The organism is Sulfurimonas sp. NW7 (assembly GCF_051132265.1).
GTDB lineage: Bacteria > Campylobacterota > Campylobacteria > Campylobacterales > Sulfurimonadaceae > Sulfurimonas > Sulfurimonas hydrogeniphila.
Map to the genome: position 1 here is coordinate 199,322 of NZ_CP093235.1, position 24,562 is coordinate 223,883.

General features: G+C 32.3%; 23 protein-coding genes and 5 tRNA genes. 19 read left to right on the top strand and 9 right to left on the bottom strand.

The window, feature by feature from the left end; genetic code table 11:
• The first annotated feature begins 7 nt into the window (after positions 1-7).
• The 7 genes from cysQ to MLC35_RS01025 are packed head-to-tail and all read left to right on the top strand — an operon-like array spanning position 8 to position 8,491.
• Positions 8-793, top strand: coding sequence for a 3'(2'),5'-bisphosphate nucleotidase CysQ (gene cysQ, locus MLC35_RS00995; RefSeq protein ID WP_434637380.1), 786 nt, complete (start codon positions 8-10; stop codon positions 791-793).
• Complete coding sequence (locus tag MLC35_RS01000; protein ID WP_434637382.1) at positions 790-4,335, top strand: glycosyltransferase; 3,546 nt, start codon at positions 790-792, stop codon at positions 4,333-4,335. The genes cysQ and MLC35_RS01000 overlap by 4 nt, the downstream gene beginning before the upstream one ends.
• Positions 4,328-5,176, top strand: coding sequence for an NAD-dependent epimerase/dehydratase family protein (locus MLC35_RS01005; RefSeq protein ID WP_434637384.1), 849 nt, complete (start codon positions 4,328-4,330; stop codon positions 5,174-5,176). Before MLC35_RS01000 ends, MLC35_RS01005 begins: the two co-directional genes overlap by 8 nt.
• Before the next feature lie 2 nt (positions 5,177-5,178).
• Positions 5,179-6,210: a GDP-mannose 4,6-dehydratase gene (locus MLC35_RS01010; protein ID WP_434637386.1), complete on the top strand. Its 1,032-nt coding sequence runs from the start codon at positions 5,179-5,181 to the stop codon at positions 6,208-6,210.
• A 4-nt stretch (positions 6,211-6,214) separates the two neighbouring features.
• The gene (gene hddA, locus MLC35_RS01015) at positions 6,215-7,237 is read left to right on the top strand and encodes a D-glycero-D-manno-heptose 7-phosphate kinase (protein WP_434637388.1); all 1,023 of its coding nucleotides are present in this window, start codon (positions 6,215-6,217) and stop codon (positions 7,235-7,237) included.
• Positions 7,238-7,267: 30 nt separating this feature from the next.
• On the top strand, positions 7,268-7,777 hold the full coding sequence (locus tag MLC35_RS01020; RefSeq protein WP_434637390.1) for a hypothetical protein: 510 nt from the start codon (positions 7,268-7,270) through the stop codon (positions 7,775-7,777).
• Positions 7,778-7,783: 6 nt separating this feature from the next.
• Positions 7,784-8,491 (top strand): hypothetical protein, encoded by a 708-nt coding sequence (locus MLC35_RS01025; RefSeq protein WP_434637392.1) that lies wholly within the window; start codon positions 7,784-7,786, stop codon positions 8,489-8,491.
• A 280-nt stretch (positions 8,492-8,771) separates the two neighbouring features.
• Here MLC35_RS01025 and MLC35_RS01030 read toward each other — a convergent pair whose 3' ends face one another.
• On the bottom strand, positions 8,772-10,007 hold the full coding sequence (locus MLC35_RS01030) for an IS110 family transposase (RefSeq protein WP_434636480.1): 1,236 nt from the start codon (positions 10,005-10,007) through the stop codon (positions 8,772-8,774).
• Positions 10,008-10,370: 363 nt separating this feature from the next.
• Here MLC35_RS01030 and gmhA2 point away from each other — a divergent pair, with 363 nt between their 5' ends.
• From gmhA2 to MLC35_RS01075, 9 genes are read left to right on the top strand one after another with little or no spacing between them, the layout of a single operon-like run.
• Positions 10,371-10,958 carry a D-sedoheptulose 7-phosphate isomerase gene (gene gmhA2, locus MLC35_RS01035; RefSeq protein WP_434637394.1) on the top strand — a complete coding sequence of 196 codons (588 nt, stop codon included), beginning with the start codon at positions 10,371-10,373 and terminating at the stop codon, positions 10,956-10,958.
• On the top strand, positions 10,958-11,641 hold the full coding sequence (gene hddC / locus MLC35_RS01040) for a D-glycero-D-manno-heptose 1-phosphate guanosyltransferase (protein ID WP_434637396.1): 684 nt from the start codon (positions 10,958-10,960) through the stop codon (positions 11,639-11,641). The genes gmhA2 and hddC overlap by 1 nt, the downstream gene beginning before the upstream one ends.
• The gene (gene gmhB / locus MLC35_RS01045) at positions 11,638-12,165 is read left to right on the top strand and encodes a D-glycero-beta-D-manno-heptose 1,7-bisphosphate 7-phosphatase (protein WP_434637398.1); all 528 of its coding nucleotides are present in this window, start codon (positions 11,638-11,640) and stop codon (positions 12,163-12,165) included. Before hddC ends, gmhB begins: the two co-directional genes overlap by 4 nt.
• Positions 12,162-13,169 carry a hypothetical protein gene (locus MLC35_RS01050; RefSeq protein WP_434637400.1) on the top strand — a complete coding sequence of 336 codons (1,008 nt, stop codon included), beginning with the start codon at positions 12,162-12,164 and terminating at the stop codon, positions 13,167-13,169. Before gmhB ends, MLC35_RS01050 begins: the two co-directional genes overlap by 4 nt.
• Positions 13,170-13,216: 47 nt before the next feature.
• Positions 13,217-13,948 (top strand): hypothetical protein, encoded by a 732-nt coding sequence (locus MLC35_RS01055; protein WP_434637402.1) that lies wholly within the window; start codon positions 13,217-13,219, stop codon positions 13,946-13,948.
• A gap of 2 nt (positions 13,949-13,950) precedes the next feature.
• Positions 13,951-15,075 (top strand): hypothetical protein, encoded by a 1,125-nt coding sequence (locus MLC35_RS01060; RefSeq protein WP_434637404.1) that lies wholly within the window; start codon positions 13,951-13,953, stop codon positions 15,073-15,075.
• A gap of 11 nt (positions 15,076-15,086) precedes the next feature.
• Positions 15,087-17,615, top strand: coding sequence for a hypothetical protein (locus MLC35_RS01065; RefSeq protein ID WP_434637406.1), 2,529 nt, complete (start codon positions 15,087-15,089; stop codon positions 17,613-17,615).
• Complete coding sequence (locus MLC35_RS01070; RefSeq protein WP_434637408.1) at positions 17,608-18,447, top strand: glycosyltransferase family 2 protein; 840 nt, start codon at positions 17,608-17,610, stop codon at positions 18,445-18,447. The genes MLC35_RS01065 and MLC35_RS01070 overlap by 8 nt, the downstream gene beginning before the upstream one ends.
• A complete protein-coding gene (locus tag MLC35_RS01075; protein ID WP_434637410.1) occupies positions 18,444-18,710 on the top strand; it encodes a hypothetical protein in 267 nt (88 codons plus the stop codon). The genes MLC35_RS01070 and MLC35_RS01075 overlap by 4 nt, the downstream gene beginning before the upstream one ends.
• Before the next feature lie 21 nt (positions 18,711-18,731).
• On the opposite strand, the gene istB is transcribed toward MLC35_RS01075, so the two are convergent.
• The 3 genes from istB to MLC35_RS01090 are packed head-to-tail and all read right to left on the bottom strand — an operon-like array spanning position 18,732 to position 20,651.
• The gene (gene istB, locus MLC35_RS01080) at positions 18,732-19,550 is read right to left on the bottom strand and encodes an IS21-like element helper ATPase IstB (RefSeq protein WP_434579842.1); all 819 of its coding nucleotides are present in this window, start codon (positions 19,548-19,550) and stop codon (positions 18,732-18,734) included.
• Positions 19,541-20,338 carry an IS21 family transposase gene (istA, locus tag MLC35_RS01085; protein WP_434637411.1) on the bottom strand — a complete coding sequence of 266 codons (798 nt, stop codon included), beginning with the start codon at positions 20,336-20,338 and terminating at the stop codon, positions 19,541-19,543. Before istA ends, istB begins: the two co-directional genes overlap by 10 nt.
• Positions 20,322-20,651 (bottom strand): helix-turn-helix domain-containing protein, encoded by a 330-nt coding sequence (locus tag MLC35_RS01090; RefSeq protein ID WP_434637414.1) that lies wholly within the window; start codon positions 20,649-20,651, stop codon positions 20,322-20,324. The genes istA and MLC35_RS01090 overlap by 17 nt, the downstream gene beginning before the upstream one ends.
• Positions 20,652-21,025: 374 nt before the next feature.
• On the opposite strand from MLC35_RS01090, the gene MLC35_RS01095 reads away from it, so the two are divergent.
• A complete protein-coding gene (locus MLC35_RS01095) occupies positions 21,026-21,997 on the top strand; it encodes an IS30 family transposase (protein ID WP_434636706.1) in 972 nt (323 codons plus the stop codon).
• Positions 21,998-22,190: 193 nt separating this feature from the next.
• Here the strand turns inward: MLC35_RS01095 and MLC35_RS01100 are convergent.
• The 5 genes from MLC35_RS01100 to MLC35_RS01120 form a co-directional block, all read right to left on the bottom strand.
• Positions 22,191-22,275 (bottom strand) — tRNA-Leu (locus MLC35_RS01100).
• 50 nt (positions 22,276-22,325) lie between these two features.
• Positions 22,326-22,402: transfer RNA gene (locus tag MLC35_RS01105), tRNA-Arg, on the bottom strand.
• Between the two features lie 5 nt (positions 22,403-22,407).
• Positions 22,408-22,484 (bottom strand) — tRNA-Arg (locus MLC35_RS01110).
• 41 nt (positions 22,485-22,525) lie between these two features.
• Positions 22,526-22,602: transfer RNA gene (locus tag MLC35_RS01115), tRNA-His, on the bottom strand.
• Between the two features lie 37 nt (positions 22,603-22,639).
• Positions 22,640-22,717, bottom strand: a tRNA-Pro gene (locus MLC35_RS01120).
• A 148-nt stretch (positions 22,718-22,865) separates the two neighbouring features.
• On the opposite strand from MLC35_RS01120, the gene MLC35_RS01125 reads away from it, so the two are divergent.
• Positions 22,866-24,203 carry a sodium-dependent transporter gene (locus MLC35_RS01125; RefSeq protein ID WP_434637416.1) on the top strand — a complete coding sequence of 446 codons (1,338 nt, stop codon included), beginning with the start codon at positions 22,866-22,868 and terminating at the stop codon, positions 24,201-24,203.
• A complete protein-coding gene (locus tag MLC35_RS01130; RefSeq protein WP_434637418.1) occupies positions 24,200-24,481 on the top strand; it encodes a hypothetical protein in 282 nt (93 codons plus the stop codon). The genes MLC35_RS01125 and MLC35_RS01130 overlap by 4 nt, the downstream gene beginning before the upstream one ends.
• The last annotated feature ends 81 nt before the right edge of the window (positions 24,482-24,562 follow it).

A 24,562-nucleotide genomic window follows, 5' to 3' on the forward strand; every position in this document is an offset into this window, starting at 1 on the left:
GAAAAATATGAATACATTAAACAATATAAACTTAGAAGAAATTGTTGCCATTGCTAAAGAAGCAGGTGATGCCATTATGAAGATATATAGAAAAGATTTTTCAGTAGAGTACAAAGAGGATGACTCACCACTCACAGAAGCTGACACAAAAGCAAATGAAATTATATGCAAAGCATTGTTTGAACTCTATCCAGAGATACCTATGCTCTCAGAAGAAAACAAAGAAGTACCTTACAAAGAGAGAAAAGAGTGGAAATACTACTGGTGTATAGACCCAATAGACGGCACAAAAGAGTTTATAAAGAAAAACGGGGAGTTTACTGTAAACATAGCCCTTATTCATAAAGATACACCTGTACTTGGTGTAGTGTATGCTCCTGCAATAGATGAGATGTATAAAGCCAAAAAAGGCAATGGAGCATATAAAAACAATCAAAAGCTCCCACTCAAAACAAATACAAACCCAGAGAAAAAGCTCACTGTCGTAGCAAGCAAATCACACCTCTCAAAAGAGACACAGGAGTTTATAGATAAGCTTGATACCGAGGAGATAGAACAGATCTCACGAGGAAGCTCACTAAAGCTCTGTATGGTTGCAGTTGGTGAGGCAGACATCTATCCAAGACTCGCTCCTACTATGGAGTGGGATACGGCTGCAGCTGATGCCATAGTGCGTGAGAGTGGAAAGATGACATACGCTAAAGAAGAAGAAAAACCGATGGTTTATAATAAAGAGAATCTACTCAATCCTTGGTTTGTGGTGAAAAATAACAATAGGAAAGATAAGAAATGAAATTTACTGGAGAGAGATTTATACCTGATTTTTTTGAAGGTTCAGATGATGAAATTGTATATGAACATATAAATCGTTATACTGCAATTTCAAAACAAGTTGAAAATAAAACTATATTAGATGCTGCATGTGGTGCTGGCTATGGAACAGCCATTTTAGCACAAACGGCTTCTAAAGCTTATGGAATTGATATTAGTGAAGAATCAATCAATTTCGCAAAAAATAAATATCAAACCAATGAAAAAGTGGAATATATACAGTCTTCTGTTGAGAAATTACCTTTTAAAGATCATTTTTTTGACATTATTATTTCGTATGAAACTATTGAACACATTGATGAAAAAAAACAACATGATTTTCTAAAAGAGATAAAAAGAACATTGAAAGATGATGGCTGTTTGGTAATATCTACTCCCGATAAATATTTATATAGTGATATAAATAATTATAAAAATGAGTACCATATTAAAGAGTTTTATCATAATGAATTTTTTAATTTTTTAAATACTTATTTTAAAAATATAAGTTTTTACTATCAAAATGATGAAATCGTTAATTTAATATATCAGGCAAAGTCAAAAGATTTGGATATCAATACAATATCTGATTTGAATATAAATGGTAAATACATTGTCGCAGTGTGTAGTGACAAAGAGATTGAAGATGGATATTTGAGTAGTGGCTTTATTCTTAATAATACACTAAAGTTGATAAAAAACCGAGTAATAGAGCTTCAAGATGAAGTTGAAGAAAAAAATCAGTGGGCGTTTAGCTTAAATAAAACAATCAGTGAACTAGAAAAAAGTTTGAGTGAGACAAAAGAGTCTGTAAGCAAACTGCAAGAGGATGTTCAAAGCAAAGAGGAACAAGAGCAGAACTATCTAGAAACAATCAGTGAACTAGAAAAAAGTTTGAGTGAGACAAAAGAGTCTGTAAGCAAACTGCAAGAGGATGTTCAAAGCAAAGAGGAACAAGAGCAGAACTATCTAGAAACAATCAGTGAACTAGAAAAGAGTTTGAGTGAGACAAAAGAGTCTGTAAGCAAACTGCAAGAGGATGTTCAAAGCAAAGAGGAACAAGAGCAGAACTATCTAGAAACAATCAGTGAACTAGAAAAGAGTTTGAGTGAGACAAAAGAGTCTGTAAGCAAACTGCAAGAGGATGTTCAAAGCAAAGAGGAACAAGAGCAGAACTATCTAGAAACAATCAGTGAACTAGAAAAGAGTTTAAGTGAAAGGATGTCAAGAATAGTAGAACTTCAAGATGAAGTTGAAGAAAAAAATCAGTGGGCGTTTGGTTTAAATGATAGAATTAAAGAGTTAGAAGGAATCTCCAATATTTATCATCAAATTCTTAGTTCCAATGGATGGAAACTCTTGTCAAAATATTATAGTATAAAAGAGTTAGCGATGATTATGAAAAACAGTTTGCTGCATCCATTTAAATTGTATAAAGTTACTGATAAATATTCTTTTCACAGAGTTTTACACCATATAAAACAAGGTAATTATGCTTATGTATTAGAACGAATGGGATATTATATAAAAACCGAATCTTCTAAAATAGAGTTAGATTTAATGCAAGCGGCACATGTGGATGAGGTTTTAGAGTTTCCAACAGTTAAGAATCCAAAGGTTTCTATAGTTATACCTGTATATAATCAGTTTGATTATACTTATAACTGTCTCAAAAGTATTTTAGAACATACGGAAGGTATTGCTTACGAAATCATTATCGCTGATGATGTATCAAATGATGCCACGATCAATATCAAACATTTTGTTAAAAATATAAATGTTGTAAGAAATAAGAAAAATCTTGGCTTTTTACTCAATTGTAATAATGCAGCAAAACAAGCCAAAGGCGAATATGTCTTTTTTTTAAACAATGATACAAATGTTCAAAAAGATTGGCTTTCAACATTACTTGAAACGATAGAAAAAGATAAAACGATTGGAATGGTTGGATCCAAACTTGTGTATGCTGATGGAAGGCAGCAAGAGGCTGGAGGCATAATCTGGAATGATGCAAGTGGATGGAACTTTGGTCGACTTGATGATCCTGAAAAACCAGAGTATAACTATGTAAAAGAAGTTGACTACATCTCCGGTGCTGCAATAATGATACGAAAAGAACTGTGGAATGAGATAGGTGGCTTTGATGAAAGATATGTCCCTGCTTACTATGAAGACTCTGACTTGGCATTTGAAGTTCGTAAGCATGGCTATAAAGTTGTTCTGCAACCAAAATCAATTGTAGTGCATTTTGAAGGTATTTCCAATGGAACAGATACAAGCACGGGAATCAAAAAATATCAAGTAGTTAACAACGAGAAATTTTTTGAAAAATGGAAAGATGTTTTAGAAAAAGAACATTTTCCAAATGCTCAAGATGTTTTTTTAGCGAGGGATAGAAGTAAGGACAAAAAGCATATTTTGATTATTGATCATTATGTTCCTTTCTACGATAAAGATGCAGGTTCACGAACAATGTGGCAATATCTATTTTTATTAAAAGAATTAGGATATAATATAACATTTGTTGGAGATAATTTTTATAAACATGAACCATATACTTCTATACTTGAGAATGCCGGAATTGAAATACTGTACGGAGGATATTACTATCATCATTTTGATGAATGGTTAAAAACCAATGGACAATATTTTGATTTTGTGTATTTATTACGACCGCATATTGCTATTAAATATATTGATAAAATCAAAAAAAATACTTCTGCTAAAGTTTTTTACAATGGAACAGATTTCCATTTTTTAAGGATGCAAAGAGAATATGAAATTTCAAAAGATAAAAGTCTTTTAAATCAAATTAAAGATATGGAAGAAAAGGAAGTGTCATTATTTGAAAAATCAGACTGTGTACTGACAATTAGTGAATATGAAAAAGAATATTTTGAAAAAAGATTTCCTAATTGGAATATTAGGGTTATACCAACTTTTATTTATAAAGAAAAATTCCCTTTAAGTAAAAATAATGATTTTGCTCAAAGAAAGAACATTTTATTTGTTGGAGGATTTACACATACTCCTAATGTTGAAGGGGTAAAATGGTTCCTTCAAAATATATGGCCTATTATCATTAAAACTAATTCAAACATAAAGTTTATTATTGTCGGTTCAAATGTGCCAGATGAAATAAAAGCAATGGAAGATGAAAATATTATTATAAAAGGATTTGTTGAAGATATTGAGTTAGAAAACTTATACAATCAAATTAAATTAGTTGTTGCTCCATTAACCTTTGGTGCTGGTGTTAAAGGGAAAATTATTGAAGCAGTTTGCCATGCCATCCCTACTGTAACAACTAGTATAGGGGCAGAAGGAATTGTTGAAAATGAAAACATTTTGTTTGTTGAGGACTCTCCTGAAAAATTTGCAAAAACAGTTCTTTCTATATATTCAGATAATGAAAAATGTTCAAAGGTAAGAGATGAACAAATCAAATACGCAAAAAAATATTTTAGTAGTGAATCAGTAAAAGAACTGATGCAAAATATATTTCAGAAGGATAATGATGTATAAAAAATTAATTATTGGAAAAAATGGTTTTATAGCACAGAAATTGCAAGAAAGAAATACTCAATGCTCTGTTACTACTTCATGCAAGGATGATAAAGAAAGCGTTTATTTGAATCTATTAAACAGTGAGGAATTTGATTATTCTATGATTACTGCAGACACGAGTATAATATTTTTAGCTGCAATTTCATCTCCAGATGAGTGTAATAATAACTATGAATATGCCTATAAAATAAATGTTATAGGAACAAAATACTTTATCAGTGAAGCACTAAGTAGAGGTGCAAAAGTTTTGTTTTTTTCAAGTGATGTTATATATGGCAACACTGAAAAAGCAGTGGATGAAGATTCAGCTACTAACCCTTTTGGTAACTATGCGAAAATGAAAGATGAAATTGAAAAGTTTTTTGAAAAAGAGAAAAACTTTAAAGTCTTTAGACTTTCTTATGTATTGTCCAAAGAAGATAAGTATCTTTCTTACTTAAGTAGCTGTATAAGAAAAAATGAAGTTGCAGAGGTTTTTCACCCATTTACAAGAAAGGTTGTATATATAGAAGATGTTCTTGAAGCGATAGAGCAAATAACAAAAAAATGGGATAGTTTTTCAAATCAAAAATTTAATATATGTGGAGAAGAAGATATCTCTAGAAAAAATATAGCAGACTTTTTTAATGAATGTATGAGTGGTTCTTTAAAGTATGAACTAATAACTCCGCAAGAGGAGTTTTGGGAAGCTAGACCTAAAGATATAAATATAACTTCTAAGTATTTTCATAGATTAATTGGTCGTAAACCAACAAAAATTGAAAATGCAATCAAACAAATTATAGAGCAAGGAGAATAAACATGGCAAAAAAAGCATTGATTACAGGTTTTACAGGACAGGTTGGTTCACAAATGGCAGATTTTCTACTGGAAAATACTGATTATGAAGTTATAGGAATGATGCGATGGCAAGAACCTATGGATAATATATATAATTTAACAGAACGAATAAACAATAAAGACAGAGTGAGTGTCTATTATACGGATTTAAATGATTATGCAGCAATGTCTAGAATGTTAAATGATATTAAGCCTGATGTGATTTTTCATTTAGCAGCACAATCTTTTCCAAAAACATCGTTTAATATACCTATTGAAACACTTCAAACAAATATTATAGGTACGGCTAATTTACTAGAAAACATAAGACAATTAAAAGAGAATCAAGATTATGATCCAGTAGTGCATGTTTGTTCATCTAGTGAAGTTTATGGTAGAGCTAAAGTTGGTGAAAAATTAGCAGAAGATACTAAATTTCATGGGGCTAGTCCATATAGTATTAGTAAAATTGGAACAGACTACCTTGGTCAATTTTATGGTGAAGCGTATGGAATAAAAACATATGTTACAAGAATGGGTACACATAGTGGTCCAAGAAGAAGTGATGTGTTTTTTGAAAGTACAGTTGCTAAGCAAATTGCTTTAATAGAAGCCGGTTTACAAGAACCTGTTATTAAAGTTGGAAATCTTTCAAGTGTACGAACTTTTCAAGATGCAAGAGATGCAGTAAGAGCTTACTATTTGTTATCTCTTGAAAGTGAAAAAGGAAATGTTCCTTGTGGGGAAGCATTTAATATAGCAGGTGAAGAAGCATACAAGCTTCCAGAAGTTATAGATGTACTTTTAAGTTTTAGTACAAGAGATGATATAGAAGTAAAAACTGATACAGATAGGCTTAGACCAATAGATGCTGATTACCAAATGTTTGATAATAGCAAAATTAAGAAGTTTATCGACTGGAAGCCTGAAATAGCGACGAAAAAAATGTTTGAAGATTTGCTTAATCATTGGCGTAAAGAGATAAAAAGTGGTAGAGTACCACTAAGTAGGTAACAATATGAAAATACGAAGTAAAGCCCCATTACGATTAGGTTTAGCAGGTGGAGGAACAGATCTAAATACTTACTGTGATATCTATACAGGATATGTCCTAAACAGTACTATTTCACTTTATGTTCACTGTACCATAGAAGAAAGGGATGATGGGAAAATAGTTTTAGAATCTAGTGATATGAATCAGATTACAGAATTGGACTCATCATTGTCGCTTACATTAAATGGGAATATGGACTTGTACAAAGGTGTGTATAATAGAATTGTAAAAGAATATGTAAAAAAGCCACTAAGTTTTAATATGTCTACATATTCTGATGTTCCAAGTGGTAGTGGACTTGGTGGTAGTTCTACATTGGTGGTCGCTATCATTAAAGCTTTTACAGAGTGGCTGAACCTTCCTCTTGGAGAGTATGATATTGCAAGACTTGCATTTGATATAGAAAGAGAAGATATAGGCATAGTAGGTGGTGCTCAAGACCAGTATGCTGCAACTTTTGGTGGATTTAACTTTATGGAGTTTTATGAGAACAAAAGAGTCATTGTAAACCCACTTAGAGTGAAAAACTGGATTATAGATGAACTTGAAGCATCTATAGTTTTGTATTTTACAAACATTACAAGAGAAGCAAGTCAGATAGAAAATGAGAAAAAAAGTTTGCTATCTGATGAAAAATCATTACAGGCAATGCATGAAGTAAAAGAGGATGCTACAAAGATGAAAGAGGCATTGCTAAAAGGGGATATTCGATTGTTCTCAGATATATTGGGAAAATCATGGGAAGCTAAAAAAAGAGTAAGTAACTCTATTTCTAATAGTGAAATAGATAAAGTTTATAATTTAGCAATGGAGTGTGGAGCTTATAGTGGAAAAGTCAGTGGTGCTGGTGGTGGTGGTTTTATGTTTTTTATGGTAGAACCAACAAAAAAACTACAGCTTATTCATGAGCTTAATAAACAACAGGGTGAAGTGATAAATTTTGAATTTGTTAAAGACGGAACAAAAGGATGGAGAATTGTTCAATAAAATTAGATACAATAAAGACAAGGAGTATTCATGAAAGAGTATAAGAGATATGTGGAAGAGGCAAGAGAAAAGAAAGAAGATTTTCGATTTGCAAATTCAAGTACAGATCATGCTAAAATTTTGATTGAAAATATTATTTTGGATGCAAATAGAAACATTAAGATATTGACAGATTCTTTCAACGAATTTTTTTATAATCAACTGAAAGAAAATTTTATTAATTTTTTGAAAAAAGATGCAAATAATAAGTTAGAAATAATTTTGTCTTCAAAAGAAAAAAATAGTTTATTAGATGAATTAAAAAGTAAATTTTTAGATCAAGTAAGTGTTATACTTATTGACAAGGAAAAACTTCCTAAAGACAAGGAAACTGAAGAGATAGTGAACTATATTGTGAATGATAATAATGCATTTAGGTATGAGTATAGTGATAAAGATTTAGAATATGGAGTTGTTGAAGCAGTGGCAAACTTTAATAATAAATCTGATGCTGATAGTTTGATTAGTAATTTTGAACAGATAAAAAAAGTTGCAGCATAGTATTGTATGAAGCAAATTATAGATAAAAAAATCTGGATAAGTGAGTACTCTAGAGTTTTGCTTTATGGAGTTTTAATATTGTCTGTTTTGTTGTCTTTTATTTTTTCATTAAAAATAGAGACGGCAACATTACTTAGCTTTGAGCAAACTATATTTGTAATTATTTCTGCAATTCTTTTTGTATTTAATGAGTCTATTATTAGTTATTCAACCATCTCTAAAATAAGAAATAAGATTAATGATTTAAAGAAAAAAAATGTCAAGAATGATATCTTATCATACATAGGAAATCAATCAGCTATTAAACAATATGATGATTTTTTAAATGATGTAGAAATGGATATCGTGAGATTTTCTAAAACAATAGAAACGTTTAAAAGAAAATCATATAAATTATATATGTTTTTTAGTTTATTTGGTTTTATCGTTATCATAATCACTATAGTAAAATCAAATTCTGTAATTTTGACTTTTTTACAAGGCAATGATTGGATTGGATACGGAACTATGTTGGCACTCAAAGTAATAGCGGTAAAATTTTTTGTATTTGGACAATTATTATCCATTCCAGTATGGATAATTTCGGCTTATCAAACTCAACTACAAAAGCATGAAATGTTAAAGTATTTCGAAATTAAAAATATTTCAGAAAAACTAGAATTTTATATTAAAGAAAAACAAGAAAAAAATATTGATTTGCAGGTTAGACTGTAATGCAAGAAAGCCTTTTTATAAAGAATAACTTAAAAAGCAAGGAAACTAAAAAATAGGCATCAGAATAGTAACAATATTATTTCAAAGAGCGATGCAAGATGAAATTCTTGCAGAGTTTGATTTTTTAAATACTCTTTTTTGAGTTCAGTTTTGTTGAATTTGAACAGAGTATTTTGATAATCAAACTATAGAATAAACTATATAGTTTTTCTATTTTGGTTAACAATTTAGTAATGATTTAAGTACTAACTTGGGATCTTTAACTTATCACTGTTTATGACTAATTTGTAAATACACGATTTGGATTATAGGGTGTATTGTATTTAAAAATAGAGTAGATAATGGTTGCAAGTTTTCTTGAGACAGCAACTAAACCCTCTTTTTTAGATTTACCCTGACTTCGTTTAGTATCGTAGAGTTGCTTCATCTGTTTGTTGTGTATCAAACAACTTGTAGCACTCAGATAAAGTGCATGCTTAACTAAGGATGAGCCTCTTTTACTAAGATGTCCAACACTCTTGGAGTTACCAGAACTGTTTTCAGTAGGAAATAACCCAAGGTAGCCTATGAACTTAGGAATGGATGGAAACCTTGTTAGGTCTCCACACTCACTAATAACAGCAGCAATAGTCTTATCGCTTACCCCAGGTATAGTTTTAAGATTCTCTATTAAACTATTTTTAGTTGGAAGTTCATCAAGTGTTTGAGAGTTAATACCTTTTTTATCCAGTAAAGCAACTATCTCAGCTTCAATAATATCTAACTCACTAAGGTACATTTTTAAAAGCCTAATAGTGCTTCTAATAGCGATAGCTCGTGCATCTTTGGCTTTACCTGAGTAGATAGATTCTCTTGAGAGTTCTAGTAGTCTTAGGGCTTTATCTTTATTAAAGTTATTCCCTTGAATATGACTAAAAACTTTCATGATTCTATCTACACTGCTATGCTTATAGTGGTGTGCAGTAGGATATTTCTCAAGCAGTGCTAATCCACTGATTGTAAATGGATTTGTAAAGCTTTCAAACTCTGGAAATGTAACCGTTATCTGAGTTAGTATTCTCTTTTTAACCTCTTTCATATCTGCTTGAATAGAAGCACGATTACGATAGAGTGTTCTAAGACTTTGATACTCATCATCAGTCACATAACCAGAAGAGTATTTGCCATCTTTTAAAAAGAGTGCTATTACTAAAGAATCTATGTTGTCATTTTTAACTTTTTTCATAGTTATTTGCTCTCGATACCTTGAAGTCTGGAATGGATTTAATAGTTTAACACTATACCCCTTAGACTTTAAAAACTCTAAAAGATTTTCACCATAAATACCTGTTGCTTCTATACCAATAAGAAAGTCATCTTTCTCTAAAGTGACACTATCTAAAATAGTAAGTAGTTTCTCAAATCCTTTTAAGTCATTGTTAATTTTAAAAGGTTTGTTAATAACTTTAGTTTCATTATCATCGATAACAGAAACAACATGAAAACTCTTTGCAATATCTATACCTACATAATACATCTTTGTAATCCTTGTCGTGTAATCTTTGGTTGCCTAACAACTTAATGTTAGAGTTCACAGCCTCGTTAATCTATATGTTGTAAGTGCTAAAATAACAGCTACCCCAACAGCTTGTAATAAGTGATTAACAACTAAAGATACCAACTGGCTTAATGATGTAGTCAGTAGATCAAATTTGGTAAATTTTATATTCTGCTATAAGGAGAAAAATGTTGTTTTACCTTTAGTCATAGACTGTGATAGTTACAAGATTTGAAGTTAGTACTTCAATCTTAAAAGAGTAATATTTCTTGATAAAAAAGTCAAAAAACTTTAATAAAAGAACCTATTTACTCATAAAATAAATTATACGAGGAGAATATAATGCAGGGTTTTATAGCAAACCAAGTAAAAAAATCTTATGAAACAAAACAGGCTATTTATGAGAATAAAGAGCTTATGGAATTAATACAAAATGTATCTCAAATAACCATAGAAGCATATAAAAAAGGAAATAAGACACTCATAGCAGGAAATGGTGGAAGTGCTGCTGATGCACAACACATAGCAGGGGAATTTGTTAGCAAATTTTACTTTGACAGACCTGGACTTGCTTCTATAGCACTTACTACAGATACCAGTATATTGACAGCTATTGGAAATGACTATGGATATGAAAAGCTTTTTTCAAGACAAGTACAAGCCAATGGTGTCAAAGGTGATGTTTTTATAGGGATTTCAACAAGTGGAAATTCTAAAAATATCATAGAAGCATTTAGAGAATGTAAAGAAAAAGGAATCATCACTGTTGGGCTAACAGGTCAAAGTGGTGGTGCAATGAAAGAGTTGTGTGACTACTGTATATGTGTTCCTTCAAATGAGACACCAAGAATTCAAGAGTCTCATATTTTACTCGGTCACATAATATGTGCTGTGGTAGAAGAAGAGCTATTTGGTAAAGGTTTTAACTAGTGGAAGCTATCATCTTAGCTGGTGGACTTGGAACAAGGCTTCAAAGTGTTGTTTCTGATGTTCCAAAACCAATGGCACCCATTAAAGATGTGCCATTCTTGGAGTATATTTTAAAATATCTTAAAAAAAATGGTGTGAGTCGTGCCATTTTATCTGTTGGATATAAATGGGAGATTATTAAAGAATATTTCGGTGATAACTTTGATGGTATAGAACTTATATACAGTGTTGAGAATGAACCTTTAGGTACTGGAGGGGCTATAAAAAAAGCGTTATCTAAAGTAAATTCTAAAAAAGTTTACATCATAAATGGAGATACATTTTTCAATGTTGATCTGAAGACTTTGGATTTAAGTGATAAAAGCAAAATACAATTGTCACTAAAAAAAATGTATAATTATGACAGATATGGTTCTGTTGAAGTAGATGAAAACAGTAATGTAACTAAATTCACAGAAAAAAGCTTTCAAGAAGTAGGTAACATCAATGGAGGAATCTATTTGGTTACAAAAGATATATTTGACAGTTTTGATGTAGCAGTGAAGTTTTCGTTTGAAGAGTTTATGGAAAACAACTTTGAAGATTTACATGTAACAGCACAAATTTTCGAGGATTATTTCATAGATATAGGAATACCTGAAGATTATGCCAGAGCTCAGATGGAACTGGAGCAACAAATATGACAAAAGCACTTTTTTTAGATAGAGATGGTGTAATAAATGTAGAGAAAAACTATGTTTATAAGATAGAAGATTTTGAATTTGTTGATGGTATATTTGATGTTTGCAAGCATTTTCAAAGTCAAGGGTATATCATCATTGTCATTACAAATCAGGCCGGAATTGCAAGGGGGTATTATAGTGAAGATGATTTTCATAAACTTACCAGATGGATGTTAGAAGAGTTTAGCAAAGAAGGTATTAATATATCTAAAGTGTATCATTGTCCTCATCATCCAGAATTTACGGGAGAGTGTGAATGCAGGAAACCAAAGCCGGGAATGATTTTAGAGGCTCAAAAAGAGTTTGATATTGACTTATCAAAATCTATCTTAGTTGGTGATAAAGAAAGTGATATAAAATCGGGGATAAATGCTGGAATAGGAGTAAATTATCTGCTGTCGAATCAACAAAAATTTCTGGAGTTAACTAAAAGTTCTTGCAAAATTATAAAAAGTATATCTATTATAAAGGAAACTGATCAATGAGAAAAGTGATTTTACATATTGGACCGCACAAGACTGGCTCAACGTATTTGCAGAAGATGCTTTATGAAAATAGAGACAAAATAACAGCTCAGGGTGTTGGGTATGCTGATATTTGCAAAGATGGATTGATTGCACATCACCAATTAGCAGAGAAACTAATTAATAAAGATTTTGATAGTGCTAATAATATTTTACAAAAAATATTTATTAAGAGCACAGAAGATATAACAATTATATCTTCTGAAAACTTTGATATGTTATCTATTGAGGCTATTGAATTTTTAGCAAATACTTTATGTATGAATGATACAGTTGAAGTGAAAGTGATTTTCTTTAAAAGAAAATTTGATGACTTAATTATATCTAATTGGCAGGAATCGATTAAACATGGGAATACACAGTCGTGTTACCATTATTTATTAAACCATATATCTGCGCCATATAGCTCAAGTGTTTTGAATATAACTGGTGTATTAGAAAAATATAGTAAATATTTTGGAAAAGAAAATTTAATTATTATAGATTATAATCAAGCAAAAGAAGAAAGAAAAGATATTATTGATATTTTTTTTCAATCTATCAATAAACCCGAAATAAAGAATATTGGTACAAAAGCGCATATTAACAATTCTCTAAATTATACACTTGTTGAAGTCATTAGAGGTTTAAATATTTTATTTTATAAAAAATATAAAAAAAATCCATATGATACTATCAGAAACAAATTTTTACTAAAATTAAAAAATAAATTTGTTGAGAGTAAAGTGGATATTTTGATTGAATCAATAGAACAAAATTTAGAAAATATAAACCTTGGAGAAACATTCGTATTTAATTTATTGAATAACCAGTTTGATAAAATATATCAGGAGAATATAATAAATTATAATAAAATAAATTATAATAAAAAAATAATAAGCATCCCTAATGACAGCTGGATGTTGGATATTAATAATACTAAATGTTTAAATGACATATTTAATTATCTTGATAATGAAGAATAAATATATGAAAATTAACATATCAGTCGATAGAGCAGATAGGGATATATATGATTTTTAATGATGATTTGTGTTTTATACATGTACCAAAGGCTGCAGGAATGTCTGTTAGTAAGTTTTTATTAAAAAATTTAAAAAATAAGAATATACATTATCTTTTACCAAAAGGACATGCAACTGCGGATGAAAAAAAAATCAATGGTATTCAGGTTCATGAAGGTATAAGGCATGAAAACTTGGAAGAAGCAGAAGTTCGTTTAAAAAAATTTAATAAAAAACTTTCTAACTTCAAAGTTGTAATAGCTGTCATTCGCAATCCTTATGATTTGGAAGTGTCAAGATTTAAATATTTGCAAAATGGACACGAATGGGATAGTGGTAAGGATGCAAAGTTAGCGAAAAGTGGAAATTTTAAAGATTTTGCATTGCAGTCTTCATTCTGGGGTAAATCAAGTGCAGAATTTGAAAAATATTATTCTTTAAGAGACTCCATCTTAGATAATATGATTATACTTAGGTTCGAAGATTTAAGTAATCAAATTAATATATTTTTAAATGATTATCTTGAAAGTAATTATAAACTAGGAAAAACTAATTCAACTAAAAGAAAGAAGTATTGTACTTATTATGATGCTGACAGTGAGAAGGCAGTTTATAACAGATATAAGTGGATTTTCGACAAAGGTTTTTATTCGAGGGAATATTTCCATAAGAATTCTTTTTTAAAATCTTTAATTAGTAAAATGAAATCTCATAATACACTGATTCAATATAAGAAATAGCTGTGCAAAAATATAGCCCTTGTGAATCTAAGGCATTTGGTTTAGAAGAGTATTCAAGCCTTGTAAGCGAAGAAAGTTCTCATGTAGATGATATAAAGGAACATGTAATAAAAGATGGTTTAAAAATCATATATAAAAATATAATATTTGATGATGTCTCTCTTCCTTTTCATGCTACATTAGAAAAGGAGTTGTTAAATGGTGTTAAGCATATAGAGATAGATAATTGTGTGTTTCAAAAAAATGTTTTTATAAATGTAGTATTTGAGACTTTGAGTATAAAGCAAAGTTGCTTTGAAGGAAAGTTTTATATAAACAATCAATATAATAATCCTAATAAGGTTTTACAGCTTGAAGCTTTACATATAGAAGATGTGAAATTTTATGCAAATTTTAAACTCCATAACTGTGAACTGAAAAACTTTGCACTCAAAGATACAGATTTTGAAAAAAATGCTGATTTCTTTAAAACGAAGTTTTTGACAAATCAAGATATAGTTTTTCATGCCATAAACTTTCGAGCCTTAGCTTTATTTGGAGATACTTTTTTTAAAGAACACCTGTTATTTGAGTATGTTACATTTGCAGGTTATAGTCACTTCAGAAAGGCAACATTTTGTAAAGGTCTAAATCTTGAGTATGCAAATATAGAAAAAGAGATGAATTTTTTTGGTGTTAAAGAGCTTGATAAAAAACCATCTATAGAGCTAACATCCCAAGAAACATATAGAACAGTTAAATATCAACTTCAAAAAGTAGGCAATATCATAGAGTCAAATAAATATCATGCCTTAGAACTACAAAAGAAGAAGGAAAGTGTCTGTAAGTGTAGTTGTAAAATTATAAAAACAATTCCTGATTGTTTGACATTAAGTGTTCATAAAGTATCATCAAACTACTCAACAAATTGGGTTTGGGCATTAGGATGGATTTTAGCGGTCGGACTATTGACGAGTTACATTTTAAAAGATGAACTTTTCTATAGTGAGTTTTATAAATACAGTTCACTTCTGTCTTCACTGGATGATTTTAGTGGTATTTACTGGTTGTTTATGCTCAATAAAATAATGTTAGGGTATTTGTACTATCAGTTTGTGACAGCTGTTAGAAAAGATACGAGAAAATAAGGTTGGTTACTATGTGGTTTTTGTTTAGAAATTATATTCAAATAATAAAACAATTTCTTCAAACAAAAAAGAAGTGTATATCTTTTATAGTTTTCTCATCCATATTGTTGCAAGCTTTGCAGTTGGCATCTTTTATAGTTCCTTTGAAAATGCTTTTTCATTTAACAAGCAGGAAAGCTTTTAGTTACTCCGTAGGTTCTTTATTTATTGTAGATACAAAAGAAGAGCTTGCTATAGTTATGGTGTTTGTATTGTTAGGATTATTGGGATTGATGGTAGGTTTAGAAAAAGTAACTACTGGTCTAAAACAGAAGTGCGCTAGTGACATTTGGAAAGAGAGTAAAAAGCTTCACATTTACAACAATCAAGAGCAGTTGGCTACAAATATTTATGCACAGGTAACGAATGGGCTTGGTGCATTTGTTTTTGTATTATTGATATATTTAGCGATATTGTACCTGTATAGAGACATTGCACTTGTCCTTTTGGTATTTTGGATGTTTTCTTTTTTAGTTGTTCTTAAACTTTTTGCTTTGAGTAAAACATTTCAAGATAGCGTTGAAAACAATCTGCAGAAAATCATTGTTAATGTTAATCTCATTGGATTTCTCATTGTTTTTGTATTTATTGCTGTTGATTTTTTATCATCAACTCCATCTACTACGATTGCTCATGCTGTTATATCTCTCATTTTAGTTAGACATGTAAGCGGAAGCTTGAGTCAGTTTATAATGAGTGTTAAAAATATATACAATCAAAGAGTTCAGATACAGAATATTTTCTTTGCAGAAAAAAAAGTAGCTATAACGCATCAAAGTAAAGATCCTTTTAAGGAACTGTTTTATAAAAATTATCACCGAGAATGGGTGCCTGATGTGCTAAAGAAAATAGTTGGTCTTGAAGATGAAGTCATAAAGTACGAATGGTATGATTTTGGGGTGCCAAATGTTGTTTCTTTAATCATAACTACAAAAGATAAAAGGTATTTAGTCAAAACATTTGCCAAGCATTTTCAAACACAGGCTATTAATAGTGCATCTTTATATACTGAATGCCATCTAAACGCTCTATCTTTGGACTTTTTAGGTGCGACTTTGGTAGAAGGGTTTCATTGTCATATTTTTAGTTTTGAAAATTTTACTCAAATATATCCACCGGAGTTTCAATCTAAAAAACTAAAAATACTTAGAAAAATTTCCGAATTTGAAGTGCCCCAGAGTATCATCTCGCAGTATAAAATGACACATCAACTTATTGGTGATAGATTGCAAGAGAAAAAGCTACAAGATGTCCTAATTGTCAACGATTCTGATTCTCATGAACTATTAGAATGGTTTGAAACTCATTTTGACGATATTATAGAAGAGATTGGAACATTACCAGTTAAGTTATTGTTACCAGGTATAAATCCAAATACACTTGTGACGGATTATAATGAAGATGTGAAATTGGTAAACTTTTTAAACTGGTCACTAGAGCCTCTTGGTTTTGGATTTGTAACAAATGTTGAAAAAGAGATGCTCAAAACTCTTTTAAAACCACATGAATATAAAAAAGCATTGATAGTGAATCAGCTACAGATGTATGAGCAGAATTATAATACAAACAGACTTAACATGTCTCTAAAAATTGTAGCAGATATTAAAGAACTATATGAAAGTGATAGCGAAGCTGTTTATAGTAGAAGTGAAGATGAGTTTCAAAGATTGTTAGATAAGGACAACTCTAAAAGTTTACTACAAGCAGCAATGAAAAATGTGCTTGACTATGACTTTGAAGATATAGTGTATGAGTGGTATGAACTTGGGATTCAAAATACCTTTGCTTTTAAGGTGACAGTAATAAAAAATAATACTCAAGAAGAGGCTTTTTTAATAAAAATTTACAATAATAATTTTTATATTAATGCAATGAGTGAAGTTAACTTATATGAACAGTGCAGTGAACTTTCTTTAAAACTAGTCGGAGATACTAATATAGACGGGTTTATATGCCATATATTTAACTATGATGACTTTGAAAAGATAGCAGATGAAGAGATGATACAAAAAAGATTTTCTATGCTGGAAAAGATAAGCCAAAATAAGATTCCAGATGCTTTTTTAAGTCGATATGTAGGAGATCATAATTTAATTTATAAGCGTATTACTCCTGAAAAATTAAATAAGTTATGGAACTTAGTTGATAGAGATGAAAAAGAAATACTTATATGGTTTAGCTCTTTTTACGATAAAATTGTTGAAGATATAAGAAAGCTTCCTTTACGATTAGTATTACCTATGGTTAATCAAAATACTTTAGTGGTCAATACTAAAAAAGATGTGAAGTTAGTAAGTTTTCATAACTGGAGCATTGAGCCGTTAGGTTTTGCTTTTATGTCAAATCCTGAAAAAGAGTTATTGAAAAAAATACTTAGCGAAGAAGATTACAAAAAGGCTTTAGTAGTGCATTATTTAAGAGTTTGTGAGCAAAATTTTAATGCTAACAAATTAAAAGAAATTATTACTATTTTATTGAAAATAAAGAATTTGTATGAATAAAAATACCTCAAAAATACACGCAACCATAGTCCTTTATAATAACATTCCGGTACTATTTGAAAAGGCTATTGAGAGTTTTTTAGATACCCAGTTAGATGTAAAGTTATACCTCATAGACAACTCTGAAACAGATGAGTTAAAGTATCTGGCAGATTTGGATGAGAGAATAGAGTACATTTTTAATGGTAAAAACTTAGGTTTTGGAGTGGCACATAACATAGCACTGCAAAAGAGTATAGATGATGCTGTACCTTATCATCTAGTGTTAAACCCAGATGTCTATTATGACAAGGGAGTATTAGAAGAGTTGCTGGAGTATATGGAAAACAACCCTGATGTTGCAAATGTTATGCCACAGGTCTATTACCCAGATGGAAGCCTGCAAAGACTTTGCAAAAAGCTTCCTGCTCCCATAGAACTTGTAGTAAGAAGATTTGTACCAACAAGCACAAAACTTGTCCAAACTCTTAACAAGCAGTATGAGCTTCATGATTTTGGATATGACAAAGAGTTAAATGTACCGTATCTCTCAGGCTGTTTTATGTTACTACGGGTCAATGCTCTTAAAGAGGTTGGTTTGTTTGATGAAAATATTTTTATGTATATGGAAGATGTAGATTTAAGTAGAAGACTCCATATGAAGTATAAGACTATCTTCTATCCACATGTAAGCATCACCCATGTCCATGCAAAAGAGTCCTATAAAAGAAAAGCTCTTTTATGGGAGCATATTAAATCCACCATTTACTATTTTAACAAGTGGGGATGGCTTTTTGACAGTGGACGCAAAAAGATCAATAAAGAACTTTTAGAGAGAATAAAAGAGTTATGATTTATACAGTTCTGTTGTTGTTTTCGTTTGCTTTGACTTACTTAGTAAAAGTATATGCAATAAAAAAAGCATTAGTAGATATTCCAAATGAGAGAAGCTCTCATAGTGTTGCTGTTCCTCATGGTGGTGGCATAGCCATTGCCATATCTTGGTTTGTGGGCATATCTTACCTTTACTATTTTGATGATATTGAAAGTTCCTTGTATTTTGCACTGTTAGCGGGTGCTGTCAAACGAACCCTAAAAATTTGCACTAAAAAGTAAAAAAAAGTTACAATTTGAAACTTAAACCACCACTTTGTTTTGTCCTGTTTTGTTTGAAGATTTAGCTCCAAACTTATATAAATCTGAATTGATAATTCCTGACTCTTTTTTCTCTTTTAATCTATAGCTGTCTCCTTGTATGTTGATGATGTGTGAATGATGCAGTAGTCTATCGAGGATAGCAGTTGTTACAACCTTATCACCTGCAAATACCTGTGACCACTTGCTAAAGACAAGATTGGAGGTAAGGATAGTAGAGGCTTTTTCATACCGTTTAGAGATAATCTGAAAGAAGTGATTGGCTTCCTCTTTGTTCATATTGAAATAACCTATCTCATCGATAACAAGTATTGAAGGATTGGTTACTGATTTTAAAAAGGCATCATACTTCCTCTCTTTTTTGGCTTTATTGGCATTGGCAAGTAATTCTGCAATAGTAGTAAACTTTGCTTTGTATCTGTTCTGAACTGCCTTATATGCCAAAGCAATAGCCAGATGGGTTTTGCCTACACCACACTCTCCAAGGAGAATAATGTTTTCATGCCGTTTAATAAAACCTAGAGTTGCCAACTCCTCTATTTGTTTGCGGTTAACTCCTACAGAAAAAGTATAATCAAACTGCTCAAGCGTTTTAATAGCAGGAAACCCTGCAAGTTTGGTTAGGGTGTTTTTACTTCTGTCCATTCTACTGTTATTTTCAAGCACTAAAAGTTCATGTAAGAACTGTGTATATTGCCAACTCTCTTTGGCAGCAGTGGCGGCAACAGTGTGAAACTCGTTTGCTACAGTAGAGAGTTTGAGTGATCTGCAAAGTGTTTCTATCTCCTGCTCTAGTTCCATAAAGCACCTCCCAGTTGTTGCATAGAAAAAGTTGGCAGCATACAGTAAAGCAGGGCAGCAGGGATCAGTTCATCATAACTTTGTATATCTGGTTTTGGAATATAGATAGAATCTATTGTTTGTGTTTTATTGAACTCTTGATTATTTTTTGCTACACTTTGTATTACAGCCTTTGGATGGATGCCACCATAAGGTTTAGGCAGAGAAAGCAAGTGGGGTTGCTCCTCTGCCAACAGATCAAATGGCCTTTGCAGGGTTGTTTGATGTATGCGTACATTGGCTTGCATTTCAAGCCATTTGAGTACTTCTGCATTAGCATTGTCAATATTGAGCTGATAATTTTTCATTGCAAGTTTTACACGCAGTGCGTTATGAAAACTGTAGCGTAAATAATGGTTAAATCTCTCAACTTTTCCTTTCGTCTTTGCACGGTATGGTCGACATACTTTAATAGCAAAGCCACAATGCTTGGCGAAGTCTTCAAAGAGAGGATTGAGTTTATGTTTACCTCTCCCGTACGCATTGCGTCTAATAATGACTGTGCGCATATTATCATATAGACACTCTAGTGGAACGCCTCCAAAGTATCTAAAAGCGTTCATATGGCATGCCAGCAATGTCTCTATCTTTTCATTATCAACATACTCCACATACGAAGCCCTTGAATAGCCCATTGTAGCAACGAATGCAGAGAGGTTGTCTTTTGGAAACTCTACCCAATCGACTTGCATCTGTTTGGCTGGCTCTGTTTCAAAGCGTATAAGCTTTTCACTATTTTTTTCGCTCACGCAGTTCATATTTCTGCATTACCTGCTGGAGCCAACGCAAGCTTCCTTTGTATCCTAAAGCCTGTATCTCTTTGTAAATTACAGTGGTTGGAATAAAAGAGTTCTCCTTATGGGATATTTCCAACATCTTTGCAATATGGGGAAGATATGGATCTACAATATTTTCTACTGGTGCTCTGTTAATAACTGGTGTATACCCATCAGGAAGTTTAGAATATTTACGAACTGTCTCACGACTGATTCCCAGTCGTCTTGCTACTTCTGTTTTATTAAATCCTTGTTTTAAAAGTTTTTTTATACCCTCAAGGGGCACCCCGTCATTTGAACTTGCCTCTTATCTAACACTTGACTCCCTTCAAAAAAGATGAAACGGAGTCTATCAAAAATTAATTTGATTTTTTAAGGTTTGTGTTTAAAAAGTAACTTTTAACTCACTTCCCTTAGTGCCAATTTTAGCAGTTCGTTTGACAACGGAGCAATTATAGGAAAATTATGAAGGCTGATACCTGAGTTAGAAAGTGCAATAAATTGCATAGAGTTGATGAAAAATGATGATAGTTGATAAAAAGAAAATTGTTTTTTTAATGCGCCAATTCTAATATCAAGTGCAATTTTTTAAAAGTAAGTTGAAAGGTAGGGTTAACTGATAACCTGCTAATCTATTTCAACCAAAAAATAAGAAGTAGCATGAGATATAAACAATTAACCCTAGAGAAACGATACCATATTTCAGCTTTGCAAAAGGCTGGATTAAACCAAAAAGAAGTTGCAAATGAACTTGGTGTGCACCCATCAACAATAAGCAGAGAGCTTAGAAGAAATAATGATAAGATAAGAGGCTATAATGCAGAGCTAGCTCAGATTATTTCAACAAAAACTGAGATGCAAAAAAGAAAGAGACACTCACTCACGAAACCTATCGAGAAATATATCAGAGCGAAGCTAAAACAGGACTGGTCGCCAGAACAGATATCAGGTCGTATGAAACTCGATACTGGGGTATCAGTAGTTCATGAGACTATCTATCGCTACATTTATACCAACAAAAAGAATGGTGGTAAACTTTACCAGTACCTCCGACACAAAAACAAGAAGTATCATAAGCGAAGTAATGACTATATGGCGAGAGGTACTATTATAGACCGTATCATGATAGATAAGAGACCAAAGATTGTAGAGAAAAAGTCTCGCATCGGAGATTGGGAAATTGACACTGTAGTTGGTAAAGATCATAAAGGATTTTTAGTTACTGTAGTTGACAGAAAATCAAAATTTGCTATCATTAAAAATGTACCAACTAAACATGCCGAAGTAGTAACCCAAGCGCTTATAGAGATGCTCACACCAATGAAAAAGATCACTCATACAATTACAAGTGACAACGGCAAGGAATTCGCATATCATAAACAAGTAGTAGCTGCACTGAACACAGATTTTTACTTTGCTAATCCATATCACTCTTGGGAGAGAGGATTGAATGAACATACTAACGGATTAATCAGGCAGTATTTACCCAAGAAAAGCACCTTTTTAAATGTCTCAAAGGATGAAATCATTATGATTCAGAACAGACTTAACAATCGACCTAGAAAAATCCTTGGATATAAAACTCCATATGAGGTGTTTTTTAGTGAAATGAGTAAAAAGTTAGCTAGTTAAATTAGGTGGAAATTGCACTTGATATTAGAATTGGCGATGTAGTAAACTTAAAGTAATAGAGTTTTTTAATTACTAATAGTGACAAAAAAAGAGTAGTGGTGACTAATAGATGACTAAAGTAGATTTTTCATAAACTTAAAGTAGTTGATTTTATTCGTTGTTATCGATGTTTTGAGAGATTTTTATAGTTGAATGGTGCGGATGAAAGGACTTGAACCTTCACACCTTGCGGCACCAGATCCTAAGTCTGGCGTGTCTACCAATTTCACCACATCCGCGTGGATAAGTTTTTAACGTCACTTCTGACAAAATAATATAAAAAATTTAGTGGTACCCCCTACACGATTCGAACGTGTGGCCTACGCCTTAGAAGGGCGTTGCTCTATCCAGCTGAGCTAAGGAGGCTAAAATGGTACGCCCGATAGGATTCGAACCTATAACCCTCGGAGCCGAAATCCGAAACTCTATCCAGTTGAGCCACGGACGCTACTACATTTGTTATATTATTTAATTTTTTATATTTTTTCATGGGGTGGGATACGGGATTCGAACCCGCGACCCCCGGCACCACAAACCAGTGCTCTAACCAGCTGAGCTAATCCCACCATATTGTTATATAAAATATAAAGTAAAAATTTAAAGTGGTCGGGGTGAAAGGACTCGAACCTTCGGCCCCCTGGTCCCAAACCAGGTACTCTAACCATACTGAGCTACACCCCGACCTGCACACATTAAACAAGCAGTTATGCTGATTAATGAGGCGAAATTATAGTTAATTTGATTCAAAATGTCAATAGTATTTTGGAATTCTTTTTAAAAAACTGATTTTTTCAGTATAATTAGACTACTTCAATACAGAAAGTTACGCATGAAAATAGCTAGATTTAGTCGGATTGGTTTTATAATGGCAGCAGCAGGCAGTGCTGTAGGACTTGGAAATATTTGGAAATTTCCTTATATTACAGGAGAGTATGGCGGCGGAGCTTTTGTCCTTGTTTATCTCATCACGGTACTGCTTATCGGCTTTTCCATTATGACAGCGGAAATGCTCATCGGGTATCTTGGCAGACGTGATACCGTGACCTCTTTTGAAGTGTTGGCACCAAAACATAAAAACTTATGGAAATTTGCCGGTTTTCAGGGGCTGGCAGGTCTTTTTATCATGATATTCTATTCTGTAGTCATCGGATGGATATTCAACTATATAGTTACCTCGCTGACCTATCTTCCCTCGACGGTTGCCGAAGCAGAAACAACCTTTACAAAGATGCTTCATGCTGATTTCTGGACACAGTTTTTCTACCATACGCTTTCCTTTGTTATGATTACCTATGTCCTGCACAAGGGTTTAAAAGGCGGTATAGAAAAGCTCAATATGTTTTTGATGCCGGCACTGATGATTATTTTGGCTTCGATGTTTGCGTATGCAGTTACACTGGACGGTTTTTCAAAAGCGGTCACCTTTATGTTCTCTCCTGACTGGTCCAAGATTACCTCGGAAGCCTTTGTGGTCGCTGTCGGGCATGCTTTTTTTACATTGAGTCTTGGGATGGGTGCCATTATGACCTATGCGGCATCACTTGAAAAAAATGCAAATATTGTCAAGAGCGCTTTTTGGGTTGTCTTTTTGGATACGACAATAGCCATAGTCGCGGGACTGATGCTTTTTACCTTTTTGTACCAGTACGGTTCGGGTCCTGCAAAAGGTCCGGGGCTTGTCTTTATCTCTTTGCCGGCTGCATTTTATGAGATGGGCATCATCGGAAATATTTTTGCCATTTTGTTTTTTATTGCTTTGGCCTTTGCAGGATTGACATCTTCTGTTTCTCTTGTTGAGCCTATGGTACAGTATTTTATAGACCGATTTGGCTGGAATCGTCTCAAGTCGACTCTTTTTGTGGGGACATTTTTCTGGTTTTTCGGTATTTTTGCCATTCTCTCAAACATAGACGGTGCAAAAGAGTATCTGACATGGGGCAGCAAAAACTTTTTTGACTGGGTTGACTATGTGACTGCTGCGATTATGTTGCCTCTTGGCGGGCTTTTGATGGCGATTTTCGTCGGTTATGTCATGCCGCGTTCGGAAGTGGAAGCAACAATGAAACCACAGTTAAAATGGGCCTTTGGGCCATGGTACTTTTCTCTTCGTTATATTACGCCTGTCGCCATGTTTGTGGTGATGCTTTCACTAATGGGGATTATATGATGGACAAAATTAAAGACGAGTGTATAAAAATCTTGGAGAAGGAGGGAATAAATCCGGTCTCTGCTATTGATTTTGATGTGAACGGCAAAGTACACTCTTTGAGTTTTATCTATATTATAGAAACGTATATGCAGGCATCAGAAGAGTCACGGCTGGTATTTTTGAGTGCTTTGAAAAAAGCGGTAGTTGCAAAAGAGATGGGAATTGAAAAATTTTTTGAGGGAATGGGAAAACTTCTTTTGATGACACATCTTTCTGAAAAACTTGATATCAAATAAGGAGGTTTTTATGGTAAAAAATATTATTATCGCAGTTGTTTTGCTTTTGGCAGTAGGCGGACTGGTGTACAAGGCAGCCAA

Excerpts from the sequence above, each read along its gene's own strand:
- gmhA2 (WP_434637394.1), top strand. The coding sequence starts at position 10,371 with ATGCAGGGTTTTATAGCAAACCAAGTAAAAAAATCTTATGAAACAAAA.
- MLC35_RS01055 (WP_434637402.1), top strand. The coding sequence starts at position 13,217 with ATGATTTTTAATGATGATTTGTGTTTTATACATGTACCAAAGGCTGCA.
- MLC35_RS01000 (WP_434637382.1), top strand. The coding sequence starts at position 790 with ATGAAATTTACTGGAGAGAGATTTATACCTGATTTTTTTGAAGGTTCA.
- MLC35_RS01050 (WP_434637400.1), top strand. The coding sequence starts at position 12,162 with ATGAGAAAAGTGATTTTACATATTGGACCGCACAAGACTGGCTCAACG.
- hddA (WP_434637388.1), top strand. The coding sequence starts at position 6,215 with ATGAAAATACGAAGTAAAGCCCCATTACGATTAGGTTTAGCAGGTGGA.
- gmhB (WP_434637398.1), top strand. The coding sequence starts at position 11,638 with ATGACAAAAGCACTTTTTTTAGATAGAGATGGTGTAATAAATGTAGAG.
- MLC35_RS01020 (WP_434637390.1), top strand. The coding sequence starts at position 7,268 with ATGAAAGAGTATAAGAGATATGTGGAAGAGGCAAGAGAAAAGAAAGAA.
- cysQ (WP_434637380.1), top strand. The coding sequence starts at position 8 with ATGAATACATTAAACAATATAAACTTAGAAGAAATTGTTGCCATTGCT.
- MLC35_RS01130 (WP_434637418.1), top strand. The coding sequence starts at position 24,200 with ATGATGGACAAAATTAAAGACGAGTGTATAAAAATCTTGGAGAAGGAG.
- MLC35_RS01030 (WP_434636480.1), bottom strand. The coding sequence starts at position 10,007 with ATGTATTATGTAGGTATAGATATTGCAAAGAGTTTTCATGTTGTTTCT.
- MLC35_RS01070 (WP_434637408.1), top strand. The coding sequence starts at position 17,608 with ATGAATAAAAATACCTCAAAAATACACGCAACCATAGTCCTTTATAAT.
- MLC35_RS01025 (WP_434637392.1), top strand. The coding sequence starts at position 7,784 with ATGAAGCAAATTATAGATAAAAAAATCTGGATAAGTGAGTACTCTAGA.
- MLC35_RS01125 (WP_434637416.1), top strand. The coding sequence starts at position 22,866 with ATGAAAATAGCTAGATTTAGTCGGATTGGTTTTATAATGGCAGCAGCA.
- MLC35_RS01010 (WP_434637386.1), top strand. The coding sequence starts at position 5,179 with ATGGCAAAAAAAGCATTGATTACAGGTTTTACAGGACAGGTTGGTTCA.
- MLC35_RS01075 (WP_434637410.1), top strand. The coding sequence starts at position 18,444 with ATGATTTATACAGTTCTGTTGTTGTTTTCGTTTGCTTTGACTTACTTA.
- MLC35_RS01005 (WP_434637384.1), top strand. The coding sequence starts at position 4,328 with ATGTATAAAAAATTAATTATTGGAAAAAATGGTTTTATAGCACAGAAA.
- istB (WP_434579842.1), bottom strand. The coding sequence starts at position 19,550 with ATGGAACTAGAGCAGGAGATAGAAACACTTTGCAGATCACTCAAACTC.
- MLC35_RS01065 (WP_434637406.1), top strand. The coding sequence starts at position 15,087 with ATGTGGTTTTTGTTTAGAAATTATATTCAAATAATAAAACAATTTCTT.
- MLC35_RS01095 (WP_434636706.1), top strand. The coding sequence starts at position 21,026 with ATGAGATATAAACAATTAACCCTAGAGAAACGATACCATATTTCAGCT.